The 16,998-nt window shown below is 30.7% G+C and carries 12 protein-coding genes; 9 read left to right on the forward strand and 3 right to left on the reverse strand.

Going from position 1 to position 16,998, the window contains the following annotated elements; translation table 11 throughout:
• Positions 1-33: 33 nt before the first annotated feature.
• From B0A57_RS03570 to B0A57_RS03605, 8 genes are all read left to right on the forward strand, one after another.
• Positions 34-1,320, forward strand: coding sequence for a cryptochrome/photolyase family protein (locus B0A57_RS03570; RefSeq protein ID WP_034098167.1), 1,287 nt, complete (start codon positions 34-36; stop codon positions 1,318-1,320).
• A 214-nt stretch (positions 1,321-1,534) separates the two neighbouring features.
• Positions 1,535-1,948, forward strand: coding sequence for a response regulator (locus B0A57_RS03575; RefSeq protein ID WP_011963160.1), 414 nt, complete (start codon positions 1,535-1,537; stop codon positions 1,946-1,948).
• Positions 1,949-1,955: 7 nt separating this feature from the next.
• Positions 1,956-2,498 carry a heme NO-binding domain-containing protein gene (locus tag B0A57_RS03580; RefSeq protein ID WP_011963161.1) on the forward strand — a complete coding sequence of 181 codons (543 nt, stop codon included), beginning with the start codon at positions 1,956-1,958 and terminating at the stop codon, positions 2,496-2,498.
• Between the two features lies 1 nt (position 2,499).
• Positions 2,500-5,112, forward strand: coding sequence for a PAS domain S-box protein (locus B0A57_RS03585; protein ID WP_034098165.1), 2,613 nt, complete (start codon positions 2,500-2,502; stop codon positions 5,110-5,112).
• 2 nt (positions 5,113-5,114) lie between these two features.
• The gene (locus B0A57_RS03590) at positions 5,115-6,251 is read left to right on the forward strand and encodes an FIST signal transduction protein (protein ID WP_011963163.1); all 1,137 of its coding nucleotides are present in this window, start codon (positions 5,115-5,117) and stop codon (positions 6,249-6,251) included.
• Positions 6,251-7,276 carry a sensor histidine kinase gene (locus B0A57_RS03595; RefSeq protein ID WP_034098164.1) on the forward strand — a complete coding sequence of 342 codons (1,026 nt, stop codon included), beginning with the start codon at positions 6,251-6,253 and terminating at the stop codon, positions 7,274-7,276. Before B0A57_RS03590 ends, B0A57_RS03595 begins: the two co-directional genes overlap by 1 nt.
• Complete coding sequence (locus tag B0A57_RS03600) at positions 7,276-7,593, forward strand: Hpt domain-containing protein (RefSeq protein WP_011963165.1); 318 nt, start codon at positions 7,276-7,278, stop codon at positions 7,591-7,593. The genes B0A57_RS03595 and B0A57_RS03600 overlap by 1 nt, the downstream gene beginning before the upstream one ends.
• A 12-nt stretch (positions 7,594-7,605) precedes the next feature.
• On the forward strand, positions 7,606-8,331 hold the full coding sequence (locus B0A57_RS03605; protein ID WP_011963166.1) for a LytR/AlgR family response regulator transcription factor: 726 nt from the start codon (positions 7,606-7,608) through the stop codon (positions 8,329-8,331).
• Between the two features lie 40 nt (positions 8,332-8,371).
• Here B0A57_RS03605 and B0A57_RS03610 read toward each other — a convergent pair whose 3' ends face one another.
• The 3 genes from B0A57_RS03610 to B0A57_RS03620 form a co-directional block, all read right to left on the reverse strand.
• Entirely contained in the window at positions 8,372-10,429 is a 2,058-nt protein-coding gene (locus B0A57_RS03610) for a tetratricopeptide repeat protein (RefSeq protein WP_034098161.1), read from the reverse strand.
• A 328-nt stretch (positions 10,430-10,757) separates the two neighbouring features.
• Positions 10,758-14,414, reverse strand: a complete 3,657-nt coding sequence (locus B0A57_RS03615) for a PKD domain-containing protein (protein ID WP_034098159.1) — start codon at positions 14,412-14,414, stop codon at positions 10,758-10,760.
• 101 nt (positions 14,415-14,515) lie between these two features.
• A complete protein-coding gene (locus B0A57_RS03620) occupies positions 14,516-14,956 on the reverse strand; it encodes an IS1/IS1595 family N-terminal zinc-binding domain-containing protein (protein ID WP_089081993.1) in 441 nt (146 codons plus the stop codon).
• A gap of 345 nt (positions 14,957-15,301) precedes the next feature.
• On the opposite strand from B0A57_RS03620, the gene B0A57_RS03625 reads away from it, so the two are divergent.
• The gene (locus B0A57_RS03625) at positions 15,302-16,882 is read left to right on the forward strand and encodes an FMN-binding glutamate synthase family protein (protein WP_011963170.1); all 1,581 of its coding nucleotides are present in this window, start codon (positions 15,302-15,304) and stop codon (positions 16,880-16,882) included.
• The last annotated feature ends 116 nt before the right edge of the window (positions 16,883-16,998 follow it).

The raw sequence follows: 16,998 nt of genomic DNA on the forward strand, positions 1-16,998 counted from the left end.
TTTTACAACATTCCTAAAAACAAAACCTTACAAATGAATATATTCTGGTTCCGCCGTGATTTGCGATTAGATGATAATGTAGGATTATTTCATGCTCTAAATAGTGACCAAACTATTTTGCCCATCTTCATTTTCGATTATAACATACTCTCGCAACTATCTAAAGATGATGCTCGTGTTACTTTTATTCACGAATTATTATCTAAAATGCAAAAAAAATTACAAGAAAAAGGAAAATCGTTAGCTGTTTTTTACGGAAAACCATCAGAAATTTTCGAAAAACTAATTTCCGAAAATAAAGTAACAACAATTTACACAAACCACGATTACGAACCCTACGCTCGCAAACGAGATAAAGAACTAAACCAGCTATTTGCAAACCATAACATACAATTCCTAACCAGCAAAGACCAAGTTATTTTCGAAAAAAGTGAAGTCACAAAAGATGACGGAAAACCCTATATAGTTTACACACCATATACTAACAAATGGAAAGAAAAATTTAAGCAAACAACCCTAAAAAATTATAATTCCGAAAATTATTTAGACAAAATCGTTACACACCCCTACCCTTTTCTAAGCCTAGAATCGATAGGATTCGAAACATCAAAAATAACCGTCGCATCCTATGATATATCAGAAAATTTAATAGATAATTACGAAGCTACAAGAAATTTCCCCTCACTAAATAAAACTTCATTTCTAGGTATTTATCTTCGTTTCGGAGCCGTTTCTGTCAGAAAAATGATGCAGGAAGCCATCAAAAGTAAAAACGAAACTTTTTTTAAAGAACTTATTTGGAGAGAATTTTTTATGCAAATATTATGGCATTTCCCACACACCATAAATAAAAGTTTTAAAGAAAAATATGATGCCATTATTTGGGAAAATAAAGAAGATTTATTCCAGAAATGGTGCCAAGGAAAAACGGGTTATCCCTTTGTAGATGCAGGAATGAGAGAACTTAATGCAACTGGACACATGCACAATAGAGTACGCATGATAGTGGCCAGTTTTTTATGCAAACATTTACTAATAGATTGGCGCTGGGGAGAAACTTATTTTGCCACAAAACTTTTAGATTACGAACAATCAAGTAATGTAGGCAACTGGCAATGGGCGGCTGGTTCTGGTGTAGATGCAGCACCCTATTTTAGAATTTTTAATCCCACAGAACAAATAAAAAAATTCGACAAAGACTTAAAATACATCAAAAAATGGATTCCTGAATTGCAAACCTCTCATTATCCAGAACCAATCGTAGAACACAAATTTGCAAGAGAACGCTGCTTAAAAGTTTATAAAGAAGCCGTAGGATAGCACAAAAAACTTCATGACAAAGACAAAAATTAGTTGTTATAACCTCTTCTAATTTGCAACAGTTTTGGTTTGCTTTTTTATAAAACACACTAAATTAAAAATCCATTTATCGACACTTTTTTGCCATTGGTCGATACTTAATCTAATTTCATCGAAAATAAATCGCCCTTTACAATTTATAAAATACATTAGCTTACAAAACAAAACTTACTAAATGGCAAAATCATTAAACATACTCCTGATAGAAGACGATACAATTGAAATAATGAAATTCAATAGAGTTTTAAAAACTATCGAATCAAATCATAAAATAATTGAAGCTAACAATGGTGAAGAAGCTTTAGAAATTTTGAAAGAAAAAGAAAACACACCAGATATTATCATCCTTGACTTAAACATGCCTAGAATAAACGGCATAGAATTTCTAGGTATTTTAAAACAAGATCCAGTATTAAAATATATTCCAGCCATAATTTTAACAACTTCTAACAACCATACAGATATTTTAGAATGCTATAAAATTGGTATTGCAGGGTATGTTTTAAAACCCTTAAAATATGACGACTATGTAGATAGAATTAAGAAAATGCTAGATTATTGGAGTATAAACGAACTCATATCACAATAACAATACCATGTACGGAATAGTAAACAAGGCTATAGAAGATTTAGTAATTGCTAACTTTGGTGAAGCAAAATGGAATGCCATCAAAGACAGAACAGGTATAGATATAGATTTTTTTATAAGCAATGAACCCTATGACGACGAGATAACATTTAAACTTGCTCTTGCCGTTTCCCAGGAAATGAATATGACTATTAATCAGGTACTTATTACTTTTGGCGAGTGGTGGGTTATAAAAACAACATCAGAAAAATATCCAGGACTCATGAACTCCGGAGGCAACAATTTAAGAGATTTTTTAGTAAATTTACCTAACTTTCATAACAGAGTAATGCTAATTTATCCAAAATTAACACCACCAGAATTTAAAATAAGTAATATTACAGAAAATGGCTTAAATTTACATTACTTTTCTAAAAGACAAGGCTTACAAGAATTTGTTCGTGGCTTAATTCAAGGATTAGGAAAAATGTTTAATACGCAGGTTACAATAGCCTTAATTCAAACTCGCAATCAAGGTAGCACTCACGAAATTTTTAAAATAAATTGGTAATATGAATACATTAGAATTTAATTTTAACGAAGATAGTTTTAACAAATTATTCCCATTTTATATTCTAATTGATACCAACTTAAAAATAAAAAGTTTTGGTAAAAGTTTAGCTAAAATTTGTCCTAATATTAAAAAATCACTTTCCTTTAAAAACAATTTTGAGGTTGTTAGGCCCCACCTAGACAACCTCAATTTCAACGAATTGGCTTCAAACTGTAATCAATTAATTATAATAAAATATATAAATAGTAATACCCCAATTCGTGGACAATTCGAATTAATTAACAATTCGCTTTTATTTGTAGGTTCTCCCTGGTTTGGTTCTATGAGTGATGTTATCGAAAAAAAACTAACATTACATGATTTTGCAATTCATGACCCATTGTTAGATTTACTACATATTCTTAATAATCAGGAGAATACCGCTAATGAATTAAAAGAATTGTTAACAACAATAAACGATCAAAAAAACAAATTAAAACAAGCCAATAAAGAAATTCATGATATTGCGCTTTTCCCAACACAAAATCCTGATCCAATAATTCGAATTGATACCAAAGGAAATTTACTAAAAAGAAATCCAGCAGCCGAAAAATTATCTTCATTTATTTATGATGAAATTAATTATAAAATAGAAGATTTTTTCAAATTTATTATTACAAAAATAGACCCCGAGAAAGAGCGTTGGATTTTTGAAATACAAAACGACCAAAAATATTATTCCTTTGTTTGTATAAGCCTAAAAGAAGATAATTATATTAATATTTACGGCCGAGATATCACACAACAAAAAAAAACAGAAGAAGAATCAAATCGTCTATCATTAGTAGCAAGCGCTAACCAAAATGGTGTCGTTTTTACAAACCCCAACGGAATAATATTTTGGTGTAACAATGCCTATTTAAAACTTACAGGATTTTCTCGAGAAGAAGTTATTGGAAAAACCCCAATAGAAATAGGAAAAACAAATCATACCAATAAAAGTGATTTAAAAAAAATGATCGAACCGTTTTATAAAGGAATCCCTTTTGATATCGATTTAATACATGCCCGCAAAGACGGTAGTAGCTTTTGGTCTAAAAACAAAGGACAACCAATTTTAAATTCAAAAGGAGAAGTAATTCAGTATTTTGCCATGATTGAAGACATTTCGCTAAAAAAACGATACGACGAAAGTTTGCAAAACGAGAAAGAAAAATATCGAAGCATTATTGCCAACATGAATCTTGGTCTTTTAGAAGTTGATCTAAATGACGTTATCACCCTTGCTAATAATAGTTTCTTAACCATTAGTGGTTATTCTTCTGAAGAATTAATAGGAAAAAAAGCTGCCGAATTATTACTAACACAAGAAAGCAAAAAGTTAGTAAAAAGTAAAAATGAAATTCGAAAAAAAGGAAAAACAGATTCGTATGAAGTTAAAGTAATCGATAAGTTTGGAAAAAACAGACATTGGCTAATTAGTGGTGCACCCAATTATAATGCAATGGGAGAATTAATAGGCACCATAGGAATACATCTTGACATTACCCTACAAAAAGAGCAGGAAGAAAAACTATACTTATTATCATTAATTGCCGAAAAAAATATAAATTCTGTTATCATTGCTAATCCAGAAGGCAAAATTGAATGGGCAAACAAAAGCTTTATCGAAATTTCTGGATACACAATAGAAGAACTCATTGGCAAAAGACCAGGAAATTTACTACAAGGCAAAGAAACAAACCCCGAAACAATTATTTATTTACGAGACCAAATAAAAAAAGGATTACCCTTTAACTGCGAAATCATTAATTATTCTAAACAAGGAAAAAAATATTGGATAAACATACAAGGTCAGGCATTATACAATAAAAAAGGTCAAATTGTTAAATTTTTTGCAATTGAAGAAAATATAACTAAAAAGAAAGAACTCGAGGAAAAACAAGATTTTTTAGTAAAAAGTTTAGCAAAAAGTAATAAAGAATTAGAAGATTATGCCTCGATTGTATCGCACGATTTAAAATCACCATTAAGAAGTATTCATTCTTTAATATCTTGGATTAAAGAAGATAACGACAAACAATTAAACGATCAAACATTACAATATCTATCATTAATTGAAGGAAAAGTAGAAAAAATGGACTATTTAATTGAAGGAATTTTAACCTATGCTAAAATAGATAAAATAAATTTGGCTTCAGAAAAAGTAAATACACATGAAATAATAGAAAATATTATCAATATAATTCATATTCCCAATCATATTAATGTATCAATTATAGGAAAATTACCAATTATAAATGCCGATAAATTTAGAATACAACAACTTTTTCAAAATATTATAAGCAATGCCGTAAATTATATAGACAAACCAATTGGTACTGTCAATGTAAGTTGCATCGAAAAAGACGGCAAATATATATTTTCTATTCAAGATAACGGACCAGGTATTGCTAAAGAAAACCAAGAAAAAATATTTAAAATTTTTCAATCACTCCAAAAATCAGACAAATCAACAGGCTTAGGCCTTTCAATAGTAAAAAAAATTATAGAAACCTATAACGGTAAAATATGGCTAGAAAGCCAAATTAATCATGGAACAACATTTTTTATATCGCTAAACGATCAATAATCATGAAAATAGTTCAAGCTACAAAAACAGAAAATCAAGATTGGAAATTTTTGCAAGAAAAAATAATTTTAAAAAATCCGTTAGTGCTAGTTTTTGCCAACAGATTTTTATTAGATGACGAAAAAGTAATTAACGATATTCGAGTACAATTCCCTTACGAACATATAGTTTTTGGCTCTACATCTGGAGAAATATCAAATATAAATGTAAACGAAAATTCTATTTCTGTAGTGGCAATAGAATTTGAAAAAAGCTCTTTTATCGTAAAAAGCGATAACATTATTAACTATAATAAAAATGCCAAAATACTAGGAAAAATCTTGTACAATAAAATGCCAAAAGAAAATTTGAAGCATTTGTTTGTACTATCGGAAGGAAGTTTCGTAAACGGAAGCGACCTCATTGACGGATTAGAACAAGACATGAACCCTAACATATCTATCACTGGCGGCATGTGTGGCGATGATGCACGATTTGAAAAAACACTCGCATCATACAAAGAAAACCCAAAAATTGGCGAAGTCGTTTTAATAGGTTTTTATGGCGACACATTAGAGATCTCTTTTGCTAGTTTTGGAGGATGGACACCGTTTGGACCAGAAAGAACAATAACATCATCAGAAGGAAATATATTATTTGAAATAGATGCAAAACCAGCCTTAGATTTATACAAATATTACCTTGGTGATAAAGCAAGCCAATTGCCGCAAGCCTCATTATTATACCCCCTAAATGTAATCCCAGAAGGAAAAACAGAAGCCGTCGTGAGAACCATTTTGAGTATTAATGAAAATAACAATTCGATGGTTTTAGCTGGCGATGTACCCCTAAATTCACGAGTTCAATTAATGATGGCTTCGATAGATGCAATAGCCTCTGGTGCCCAACATGCGGCAGAAATAGCCAACGAAAACCGTAAAAAACCAGCAGAACTAGCATTAATCATTAGTTGTATTGGAAGAAAACTAATTATGAATCAACGAGTTGAAGAAGAAATAGAACAAGTTCAAGAAATTATTGGAAATCAAGTTGCCATAGCTGGATTTTATTCTTACGGAGAAATTGCACCATTTAATGGCAAAAATAATTCTTGCGAATTACACAATCAAACCATGACATTAACATTAATTAGTGAATAATGAATTCATTATTAAAAAGACAAATAGATAAAAAATTAAAAAACGGACTCGATGATATAGCCCCGTTTATTAATGCCGTAAATGATTCCTATAACAATTTTGAAGATCAAATTTCAATGCTTCAACGAGCAATGAAAATTAGTTCAGACGAATTGTTTCTTGCCAATCAAAAACTACGAGACGAAGCAAAAGGATTGAAAGAAATTAACAAAAATCTTCAAAATGTTTTAAATTCAATGAATTTAGAAAACAACAATATAGATAATGATGATCATTTAAATTCAGCCGATTATGTAAAACAACAATCAGATGAAATAATTAGAATAAACAAACAACGAGAAGAATTATTAAAAAATTTAGAAAAACAAAACCAAGCATTAAACCAGTATGCACATGTAGTTTCCCACGACCTAAAAGCACCATTACGAAGTATAGATACCCTAATAAATTGGTTTAAAGAAGACAATGCTGCAATATTAGATGATAATAATAATAAATCACTAGATTTAGTTTTGTCTAATGTTGAAAAAATGGACTTATTAATCAAAGGAATTTTAGATTATTCGGCTATCGATAAATTAGAAGTAAAAGACCGAACTATTGATTTGAATATTTTAATTCACAAAATTATTAGAACAATTACTATTCCAAATCATATCGAAATAATTTTGAAAAACAAAATGCCAAAAATCGTTGGAAATGATATTACACTAAAACAATTGTTCCAGAATTTAATTCAAAATGCTATAAAATATAACGATAAAGAAATGGGATTTGTCGAAATAGGAAGCAAAGAAAATGACAATGAAATAGAATTTTATATAAAAGATAACGGTATTGGAATTAAAGAGCGCTATCAAGACAAAATATTTAATTTATTTTCTAAATTAGAAAACACAGATCAATCATCAGGAATTGGGCTTTCAATTGTAAAAAAAATAATAGATATATACCAAGGAAAAATTTGGTTAGAAAGCCAAGAAACAATAGGAACTACCTTTTATTTTACTATACCAAAGCAATAATGGAAAAACCTAATTCTAACTACATCAATCAATTATCAGGAGATAATGAAGATTTTAAAACCAAAGTTATCGGGATATTAAAAAAAGAATTACCCGAGGAAATAACGATTTATGAACATCTAATTCAAACCAAGAAATACAAATTAGCATCAGAAAGCGTTCATAAACTGAAACATAAAATTTCTATCCTTGGTCTTGAAAAAAGTTACTATATTGCCGAAGAATTTGAAAATAATTTGAAAGAAAATTCTACAAAATTGCAACCTGATTTTGAAACCATTTTAAAATCTATGCAGGATTTTGTAAATACATTATAAAGTATTTAGCACATGAATTGTATTATTATAGATGACGAAGAAATGGCAAGAGCAATTATTAATCAAATGATTGCAAACCATAACACATTAAATTTAGTACAAGAATTTTCAAACGCCATACAAGCCATAAAATATCTAAATCAAAACAATATTGATCTAATATTTTTAGACATTCATATGCCCGATTTTACAGGATTTGATTTTATGCAAACCATAAAAAATCCTCCAAAAATAATACTAATTACTTCAGACAAAAACTTTGCCATCGAAGCTTTCGAATACGAATGCGTTGTCGATTATTTAGTAAAACCAATTACTAAAGAACGTTTTGAAAAAGCCATTGCAAAAGCCCTTGCAAAAACTAATGCCGCACAAATAAGTAATCGAAATTCTACCATCGAAATTAAATCATTAACAGAAGATAATAACAAAGAATTTTATGTAAATATTGACCGCCGTTTGATAAAAATAGAATTCGATTTGGTTACTATTGTCCAAGCAAAAGGAGATTACATTCATATTAAAACCGAAGGCAAAAATTACGTAGTACATTCTACTCTAAAAAAAATAGAACAAAAACTACCCAAAGATACATTTCTAAAAGTGCATCGGTCGTACATCATCAATACTAAAAAAATTATTGATATTGAAGACAATAGCGTACTAATTGCTAAAGATGTTATACCTGTAAGTCGTGCCAATCGTCCTGAATTAATGAAATTTCTAAATTTACTCTAAAAATCATCTATACTTTAAAGTACGCACCTCTTGGATTTTTTTATAATTTAAAAACGGGTTTACTACGCAAATCCCATTTCAAACGAAGACCAAATTCTGTAAATGTAAATCCCGAGGCTGCCGCCGATGCAATGTTACTTTTTAGTCCATAAATATTAACCAGCAATCGGTTCGAAAATTTGTAACCCAATTTGGCTTGAACTCTATAAGTTGCTTGTTTGTCTAATTTTTCGATATATTGAAATCCAGTTGCTGCATTCAAATTGTAAAACCACGAATGTGTTTCGGTAATTTTTTCGTCTTTCAACAATTCGACAAATACTTCATAAGCATTAAATTCGCTTGGGCTAAAATAAACAGTTGGCAGTTGGTTTTTAAACGAAATATATTGGTAATTAAATCCAGCTTTTAAAATAGGTTTTGATAAAAAGCTGTAATACAATGAAGTAAATAATAAATTTCGGGTATTATTATCGGATTGCGTCGTGTAAAAATATTGTGTAAACCAACCCAATTTAAAATTAGAACCAATGTTGTAATTAAAATAATAGTTATTTGCAGCAATTTGTTTGCCAATTAAATCTGTATTAAAATTTTGCAAATCCCGCTTATAACCCACTTCTAAATCTTGCAATTTAAGGGGTTTAATTTTAAAATACGAGTTCAACAGCAATGAAGTATAACTTGCTGTTGTTAAATTAGCTGAAGTAATTCCGCTATCGAGATTAAAACTTATTTTGGGATGAAATTTATATGAAGCTCCAATTAAAAAATCGTTGGTATTTGCACTTACATTGGTTACTGTATTTTCTGTTTTTCGGTATTGATAGGCTGTGTTTACAGACCATTTTGTCGAAACAGGAAAAGTAATTTGTGTTCTAGAACTGATGGCATTATTATTTCCATTATCGAACGAATAGCTTAATTTTTCTTCTATACTTGGTGTATGTTCTTCGTTTAATTTCTTCAAAAAAATCATAGCATCGTTCTGATTTTTAAAAATTTCTAAGGTTTGATAAACTGCTTTTATCGATTTTTTAATTTCTCCCGAAGCATAAAAAGCATTTGCAATTCCTAAATTTCCATCAAATGATTGGGCATCGTTGGCTAAAATACTTTCATAATATTTTATACTTTCTTCAAAATTACTTTTATAAATTGCTAATGTTGCAGATAAAGCTAATACCCAATTTTCGTTAGGATATTGTTTATTAAGTTCATTAATTTTAGTTATTGCTAAATTGTATTTTTTATTCCAAATTAAGGCTTGAACATTACGTTCTTTAGTCTGTTTTATCAAAACGCTGTCTGAAGTTTCATTAATTTTAGCCATTGCTTTATCAGAAATTACCAAAGCTTTTTTTTCTTTTCCAGCAATATGTTCTACTAATGACAAGCCGTTTAATGCTAAAATAGGATCTAAACTGGATAACAAATCATACGATTCTCGTCCTTTTTTGCTGTTTTTTGTAATCAAATACAAATTTGCTTTATTAAGAAGTGTTTCTTTATCATTCGGAAAATCGACTAAAATCTCATCGTAAAAGCTTTCAGCATTAGCATATTTTTTTTCCGAAATCATTTGGTTAGCATACCCTAATTTAATGTATTTTCTTGAAACCAAAGCGCCAATATTTCCAGAAGAAATCCCTAATGCTTTGTTTACATTAAATAATGCTTGTTCAAATTCTTTTAAATTAGATAGCGTATTGGCAAACCCAAGATGTGCGACAAAGTTTGTTGCATTCTCATCGACTAATTTTGTATAATACAGTTTAGCACTATCAAAATTTTTGTTCCACAATAACGATTCTGCATAATTTAATTTAATTTCTAAATCATCTGGAAATTCGCTTTTTAATGTTGTAAATAAAGCCAAGGCTTTTTGGGGTTGCTTATTTAAACCAATAGCTCTTGCGTAGCAAAGCCGAGCCGTTTTATTTTGGGGATAATCTTTTAATATGGTTGTAAAAAAAATTTCGGCTTTATCAAACTCGCCTTTTTCTAAATTAGAAAAGCCTTCATTCATATTTTGAGCATTTCCAATAAAGCCTATAAAAATAAACAGAATAGTAATTGTCTTTTGAAATGATTTCATTAGTCGAAAATTTTATTAATATTCTTTGCAAGTTAGTCATTAAACATTTATCATTCGACAGTAGCAACGTGTTATTCATCGAAAAATAAGCATATTTATTTATAATTTTGAGGGTTTTTAGCTAGAAGTTATAATTTAAATGAGAAAATTGATTTTAAAAAATACATTTTTACTAAATGATCCCTGTGGTTTTTATTTTAAAATTAAATCAGACTATTATACATATCTAAATGGTATTATTAGTACATGAAATGTATATTGATAAAAAAATAGCAAAAAAAAATGTCAGGTCTTTTGAACCTGACATTTAAACTTTAAAAAGAAATGATTATATTTTTATTATTTTTTTAATAATAATTTTTTTGCTTTTAGACTCTACTTTTACATAATAAATACCTTTTTCTTTCCCAGATAAATTAATTATATTTTGATTGGTGTTAGATCCTGAAAAGGAGTCTTTTAGGACTAACTGACCTAAAATATTGTAAATGGTAATGCTATATTCCTCATTTGAAAAAGGTAAAGAGATATTAAATATATCTTTTGAAGGATTTGGGTATATAGAAACTGTATCAAATGAATTTTCTTCGGTATTTAATACAGCATTGCTATTAATCTTAATATTATCAAACCAAACTCTAGTTCCGTATCCTGAAGTATTTTTAATTTTAATTAAAACACTTGATTGATTTGCAACAGTACTAAGATTTACTATTTCGTGTCTCCAATCAGAATCTACTGTTGGTTTCCAATCATTAGTTTCATTTTGAGTTGTTGTGGTTGGATTATCTTGTATAGCAGGTAAAACAGTTTGCAATTGTATTTGATTTTTAGAATATACATTAGTCCATGTTGTACCACAATCTGAAGATGCAAATATGTCTATTTGGTCTGGAGCAGGAGTAGGATCTGTAGCACTAAAATACTGAGTGTAGGCAAGATCAAAATGAAGATATGGTGTTGCTGTGGTAGCAAAATTTATAGGTTTTAAAATAATTTCGTCTGTTAAATTTGTTGGATTATCAGCATTATTAATTACTAAACAAGATAAATCACCTTTTCCAACATCTGAACGTTTTTCCCACGTTATAGCATCGTTATCTATATTAATTGTTTCCCAATCTTGAATAGGAAATACACCAGCAAAATTTTCTGTATATGGTACTGTACTTCTTCCTTTGATCTTTATAATATTTGATTTTTCGATTGTTGTACCAGTACCATAAGTATTTGTAGTAACTAGTGTTGCGCTGTAATTGCCAGGAGTATTATACGTTACAATAGGGTTTTGCAATGTTGAGGCTGATGGTGATCCTCCAGGGAATGACCATAACCATGAAGTAGGTAATCCTATTGATGTATCTGAAAAAGTTATAGGCAAATCAATGCATAATTTTGAATTTGCAACTTTAAAATCTGAATATGGTTTTTCATGACTATCAAAAGTTAATTTTACATTATCTATCCAAATTCTAGAGCCATAACCCGAAGTACTTACAAACTTGATTAACACATTAGGTGATCCTATAAAACTATTTAAATTAATTCTTTCAGTTCTCCAATGCGAATCTAGTGTAGGTACCCAATTATTTGGATCAGCACTTAAATAAGTTTCTAATTGAAGGTTGTTTTTAGAATAAATATTTACCCAAGTAACACCACAGTCAGATGAGGCTAAAACATCTAATTTATCAGGGCTATTGGCATCAAATTTTGCATAAGCTAAATCAAAAGAAAAATCAGTTACACCAACAGTTAATTTTAGAGGTTGCAACATTATTTCATCAATATCTCCTGTTGGATTATCTGCGTTATTTATTACCATAGACGATGATGAATTATGCCCAACATCTGCACGTTTTTCCCATGTTAAGTTACTTCCTGAATTAGTAATTTCCCATCCAGCAGGTAAAAAAGAGCCTTCAAAATCTTGAGTAAAATTAGTTCCAACTGGATTGGCAATAGTAATAAAACTGGATTTATTATTTGTTGTACCTGCACCAGCAGCGTTAGTTGTAGTTAATGATACAAGATATGTACCAGGTGTATTATAATTAATGGTTGGGTTTTTTAAAATTGATGTTGACGGACTTCCTCCAGGAAATGACCATGCCCAAGTTGTTGGATTTCCAGTCGATGTATCTAAAAAAGGAATTGATATTGATGAACAATTGGTTTTTCTAACACTTGAAGTAAAATCTGAAACTGGAGTTGAATTTTGTGTAATTGCAACATTTACATTATCTATCCAAATTCGAGTTCCGTATCCCGATTTATTTTTAAAACGAATTGTTACATTGGGATTTCCTATATAAGAACTAAGGTTAATTACTTCTTTTCTCCAGTTATTTTCAGCAGTTGGAAACCAATTATTAGTCAGTGCAGTAGGAACAACAGTAGTTTGAAGCGCATCTAAGGATTTTGTATATACATTTGTCCATGTTAAACCGCAATTTGTTGAAACCTCTACCGATAATTGATCAGGACTTAAATCATTAAATTTGGTATATGCTACATCAAAAAACATTTGACTATTAACTCCAGAAGTAAAATTATAATAAGGCAACTGTATATAATCTAATTCATTTAATACAGAATTATCACTATTATTCATAATCATACACGCAGTATCACCATTTCCTACATTACTTCTTTTTTCCCAAGCTAAACCAGCGTCTGGATTTGTAATTAGCCATCCATTAGGTGGGAAAATACCTGTAAAACTTTCGGTATAGTTTCCAGAAGTAGGCTGTCCAACTTTTATATAATTAGTTACCGTTTTTGGATTTGTACCAAGAGCATTAGTCACGGTTAAAGTTACGGGGTATAATCCTGCTGTTGCATAAGTAACTGTAGGACTAACAGCAGTTGACGTTGATGGACTTCCTCCTGAAAAACTCCATACTCTAGAAACAGGTAACCCTAAAGAAATATCTTTAAAAACAATACCTTTACCTGGGCATATTGCAGTTGTATTTGCCGTAAAATTTGCCGTTGGTATACTGGCAAGAACTCCAGTAGCTATGAGATTGCTTGGTTGCCAAAGAAATTTTCTAGGATAATTTGCAACAGTTCCGTCTTCTAGCCAAAATGTCATGGCGCTTGTTTGATTAAGAGTAAACATGTTTTGACAATCAACATTATAATCCATATGATTCTCTGAATTCGCATAGACTCCGCAGCTGTTTAAGACATTTCTAGTGCATCCTTCGGCAACTTTAGTAGGAGGTGTATCGGCCATACCGTCATTAATTGGGTCGCAATCATCTTGAAAAGTATGGCGAAGTCCAAAATAATGACCTAACTCATGTGAAAAAACTTTTGCAAATGTTACTGAAGACGAAGACCCACAAGTACTACCAATGTAACGATAATTAAATGTAACGTGTGGTACTACATTTTGTACTGGAAGAAAGGCATGCCCAGACCCAGAAGCTCCTTGACCTGTATTGGGTTCATCTACAATAACAACATCTAAATAGTATTTAGAGTTGCTACCATACCACATATAGTTGTATATTGCTGGATTATAACCATCAATTATATGGGCTTCTGGATGCCAGTCTAATCCTGGAGTTTCCATTAAATTTCCAGTTGGATCTACTGTAGCCATTACAAATTGAATATCCATTTTACTTTTTACACTATTAAATCTCGGGTCAGTAGTTAAAAAACCAGGAAATAAACCATTAAAATCTTTATTTGCAATTTGCAACGCATCGTCAATTCTGCATTTCATATCTACTTTAGTAAAACTAGCTGCACCATCTGTTAAGATGTGAAATACAACAGGGATGACATACGGTAAAGCTGTTGGGGATTTATTAGCTTTGTTTTTGAAGTTTTCTAATTTAGGTAATGATTGCCTAAATAAAACCTCTTCTTTTTGTGATAATTTCACACCACAACCTACCTTGTTTTGGGCAAATGTGGTAAAGGTTATTAAAAAAAAGAGTAGGATACATAAATAATTTTTATTATTCATAAGTCGTTAATTGTTAACAGTTAATTCGTTTTAACACAGCCAAATTCTTACTTTTAATCAACAAAAAAAATAATGATATACATATATGTAAAATGATATAGTTAATCTTTAAAACGTTTCCATTTCATAAGCATAAACTTATCGCCAAGCTCGGTTATAATCATTCCTGCACCAGATAATAAATCCTTATTTTTAATATATTCTACCAGCTCTAAATGATTCAATATTTTATAAGTAGGATGGTAATTACCCTGCGATTTTTTTTTTATTCTATACTCTTTTACCCAGTTACTTACCGTAACATGCGAAACCCCAATAATGCGTTCTATTTCTCGATAACTAAGCCCTTCTAAATAAAGCTGTAAAGCTTTAACAACATAATAATCATCAATCTTTTTACCTAGTTTATTTACTGTAAAATAATAATTGCATTTTTTGCATAAATACCTTTGTTTATTATTAATCACACCGCTTTTTATAATCACATTGTTTTGGCATTTTGGGCAAGCTAAAATCTCTATATATATAAATTTTGCATAAATATATTAAATTAGCAATTATAATAAAAACACATTTAATATTTTTATTTAAAAAAAAATAAAAAGTATCTAATTTTAAAGCTAAAAAAATAAGTTTTTATCATTTTAAATCATTTTAACGCCATGCGATAATTTATAGCAAATTTAGTCTAGCAAGCCCTACCGCTATTTATTACCACCATAAAAACAAAACCAATAAGGCTTAACAAAAGCATACTAGGATTATTTTTTCTCGATATCACCGCAATTGAAGTAGAATACGTACTTTTAACCCAACTATATAATTACCCAAAAGGAATTAATTTTGTAACACAATTACCTAAAAAAGAACCATCAAAATAATACATAATGAGAAAAGCATTCCTAATAATTAGTATGACAATCCTTTCCCTAACAGGAATATTAATTTATATTAATTTAAAATTTAGTTTTCTACTAATAATATTTGTACCACTACTCATAATGGGATTATATGATATGCTTCAATCTAAAAAAACAATACGCAGAAACTTTCCATTACTAGGCAGAATGCGATATTTACTAGAATCTATCGGACCAGAAATGCGACAATATTTTGTTGAAACCGATTTAGAAGGAAAACCTTTCAACCGCTTACAACGAAGCATCGTATACCAACGAAGCAAAAAAGAAACAGACTCTATGCCTTTCGGAACACAACTAGATGTGTATAAGGAAGGTTACGAATGGATTAATCACAGTATCCGCTCTATTCCTTTTTCGCAAGTAAACCAAAACCCGAGAGTTCACATCGGATCATCACAATGCACAAAACCTTACCAAGCCAGTTTATTTAACATCAGCGCAATGAGCTTTGGCTCACTTAGCAAAAACGCCATTTTAGCCTTAAATAATGGCGCAAAACAAGGCGAATTTTACCACAATACAGGCGAAGGTGGCTTATCACCTTACCATTTGCAAGGCGGAGACGTAGTTTGGAATATCGGAACAGGATATTTTAGTTGTCGCACACAAGACGGCAAATTTAACTATGACCAATACACAAAAAGAGCCACTTTACACAACGTAAAAATGATCGAAATAAAATTCTCGCAAGGCGCAAAACCAGGTCACGGCGGCATTTTACCCAAAGAAAAAGTAACAGACGAAATAGCAACAATACGCCTAGTTTCTAAAGACCAAGATATATTATCACCACCTAGCCATTCTGCTTTTACAACACCTTTAGAATTAATAGATTTTATAAAATTGCTACGAAAAGGCTCAGGCGGAAAACCCATTGGAATAAAAATTTGTATCGGCAATAAATCAGAATTTTTATCCATTTGCAAAGCCATGGTCGAAACCAAAACCTACCTCGATTTTATTACCGTCGATGGTGGCGAAGGCGGTACTGGTGCCGCACCACAAGAATATTCAGACCACGTAGGCATGCCACTACGAGATGCCATCGCCTTTGTTTATGACGCCCTAAACGGATACGGAATAAAAGACCAAATTAAAATCATTTGCAGCGGAAAAGTTATTACAGGATTCGACATCATCAGAAATCTTTCTCTTGGCGCAGATTTATGCAACTCAGCACGAGGAATGATGTTTGCACTAGGCTGCATTCAAGCACTAGAATGTCATGCAAATACCTGCCCAACAGGTGTTGCCACCCAAAAACCAGAATTAACCAAAGGATTAGTTCCCGAAGAAAAAAGTATCCGAGTAGCAAGATTTCAGCACGAAACCGTAAAAAGCGCAATGGATCTAATGGCATCAGCCGGAATAGACCATCCAGACAAAGTAGACCGATCAGTTGTTAGCACAAGAACACATCTAGGCAAAACACAAACCTTTGAAGAAACATACCCCGAAATAAAAACAAACTCATTATTAGAAGCAAACACAGTACCTAACGAACTATTTCCCGCTTGGAAAAAAGCAAGTATAGCAAAATTTTAGGAGCTATTTCCCGCTATCCGTTACAATCTTTTTTTCGGAGAAAAACCTCAAAAAAGGATTTCCACTACTATCGGGGCTAAAATATCAGCAACCATAAGTGACCAATCAAAAAAACA

Origin of the sequence: Flavobacterium psychrophilum DSM 3660 = ATCC 49418, assembly GCF_002217405.1 — a bacterium.
GTDB lineage: Bacteria > Bacteroidota > Bacteroidia > Flavobacteriales > Flavobacteriaceae > Flavobacterium > Flavobacterium psychrophilum.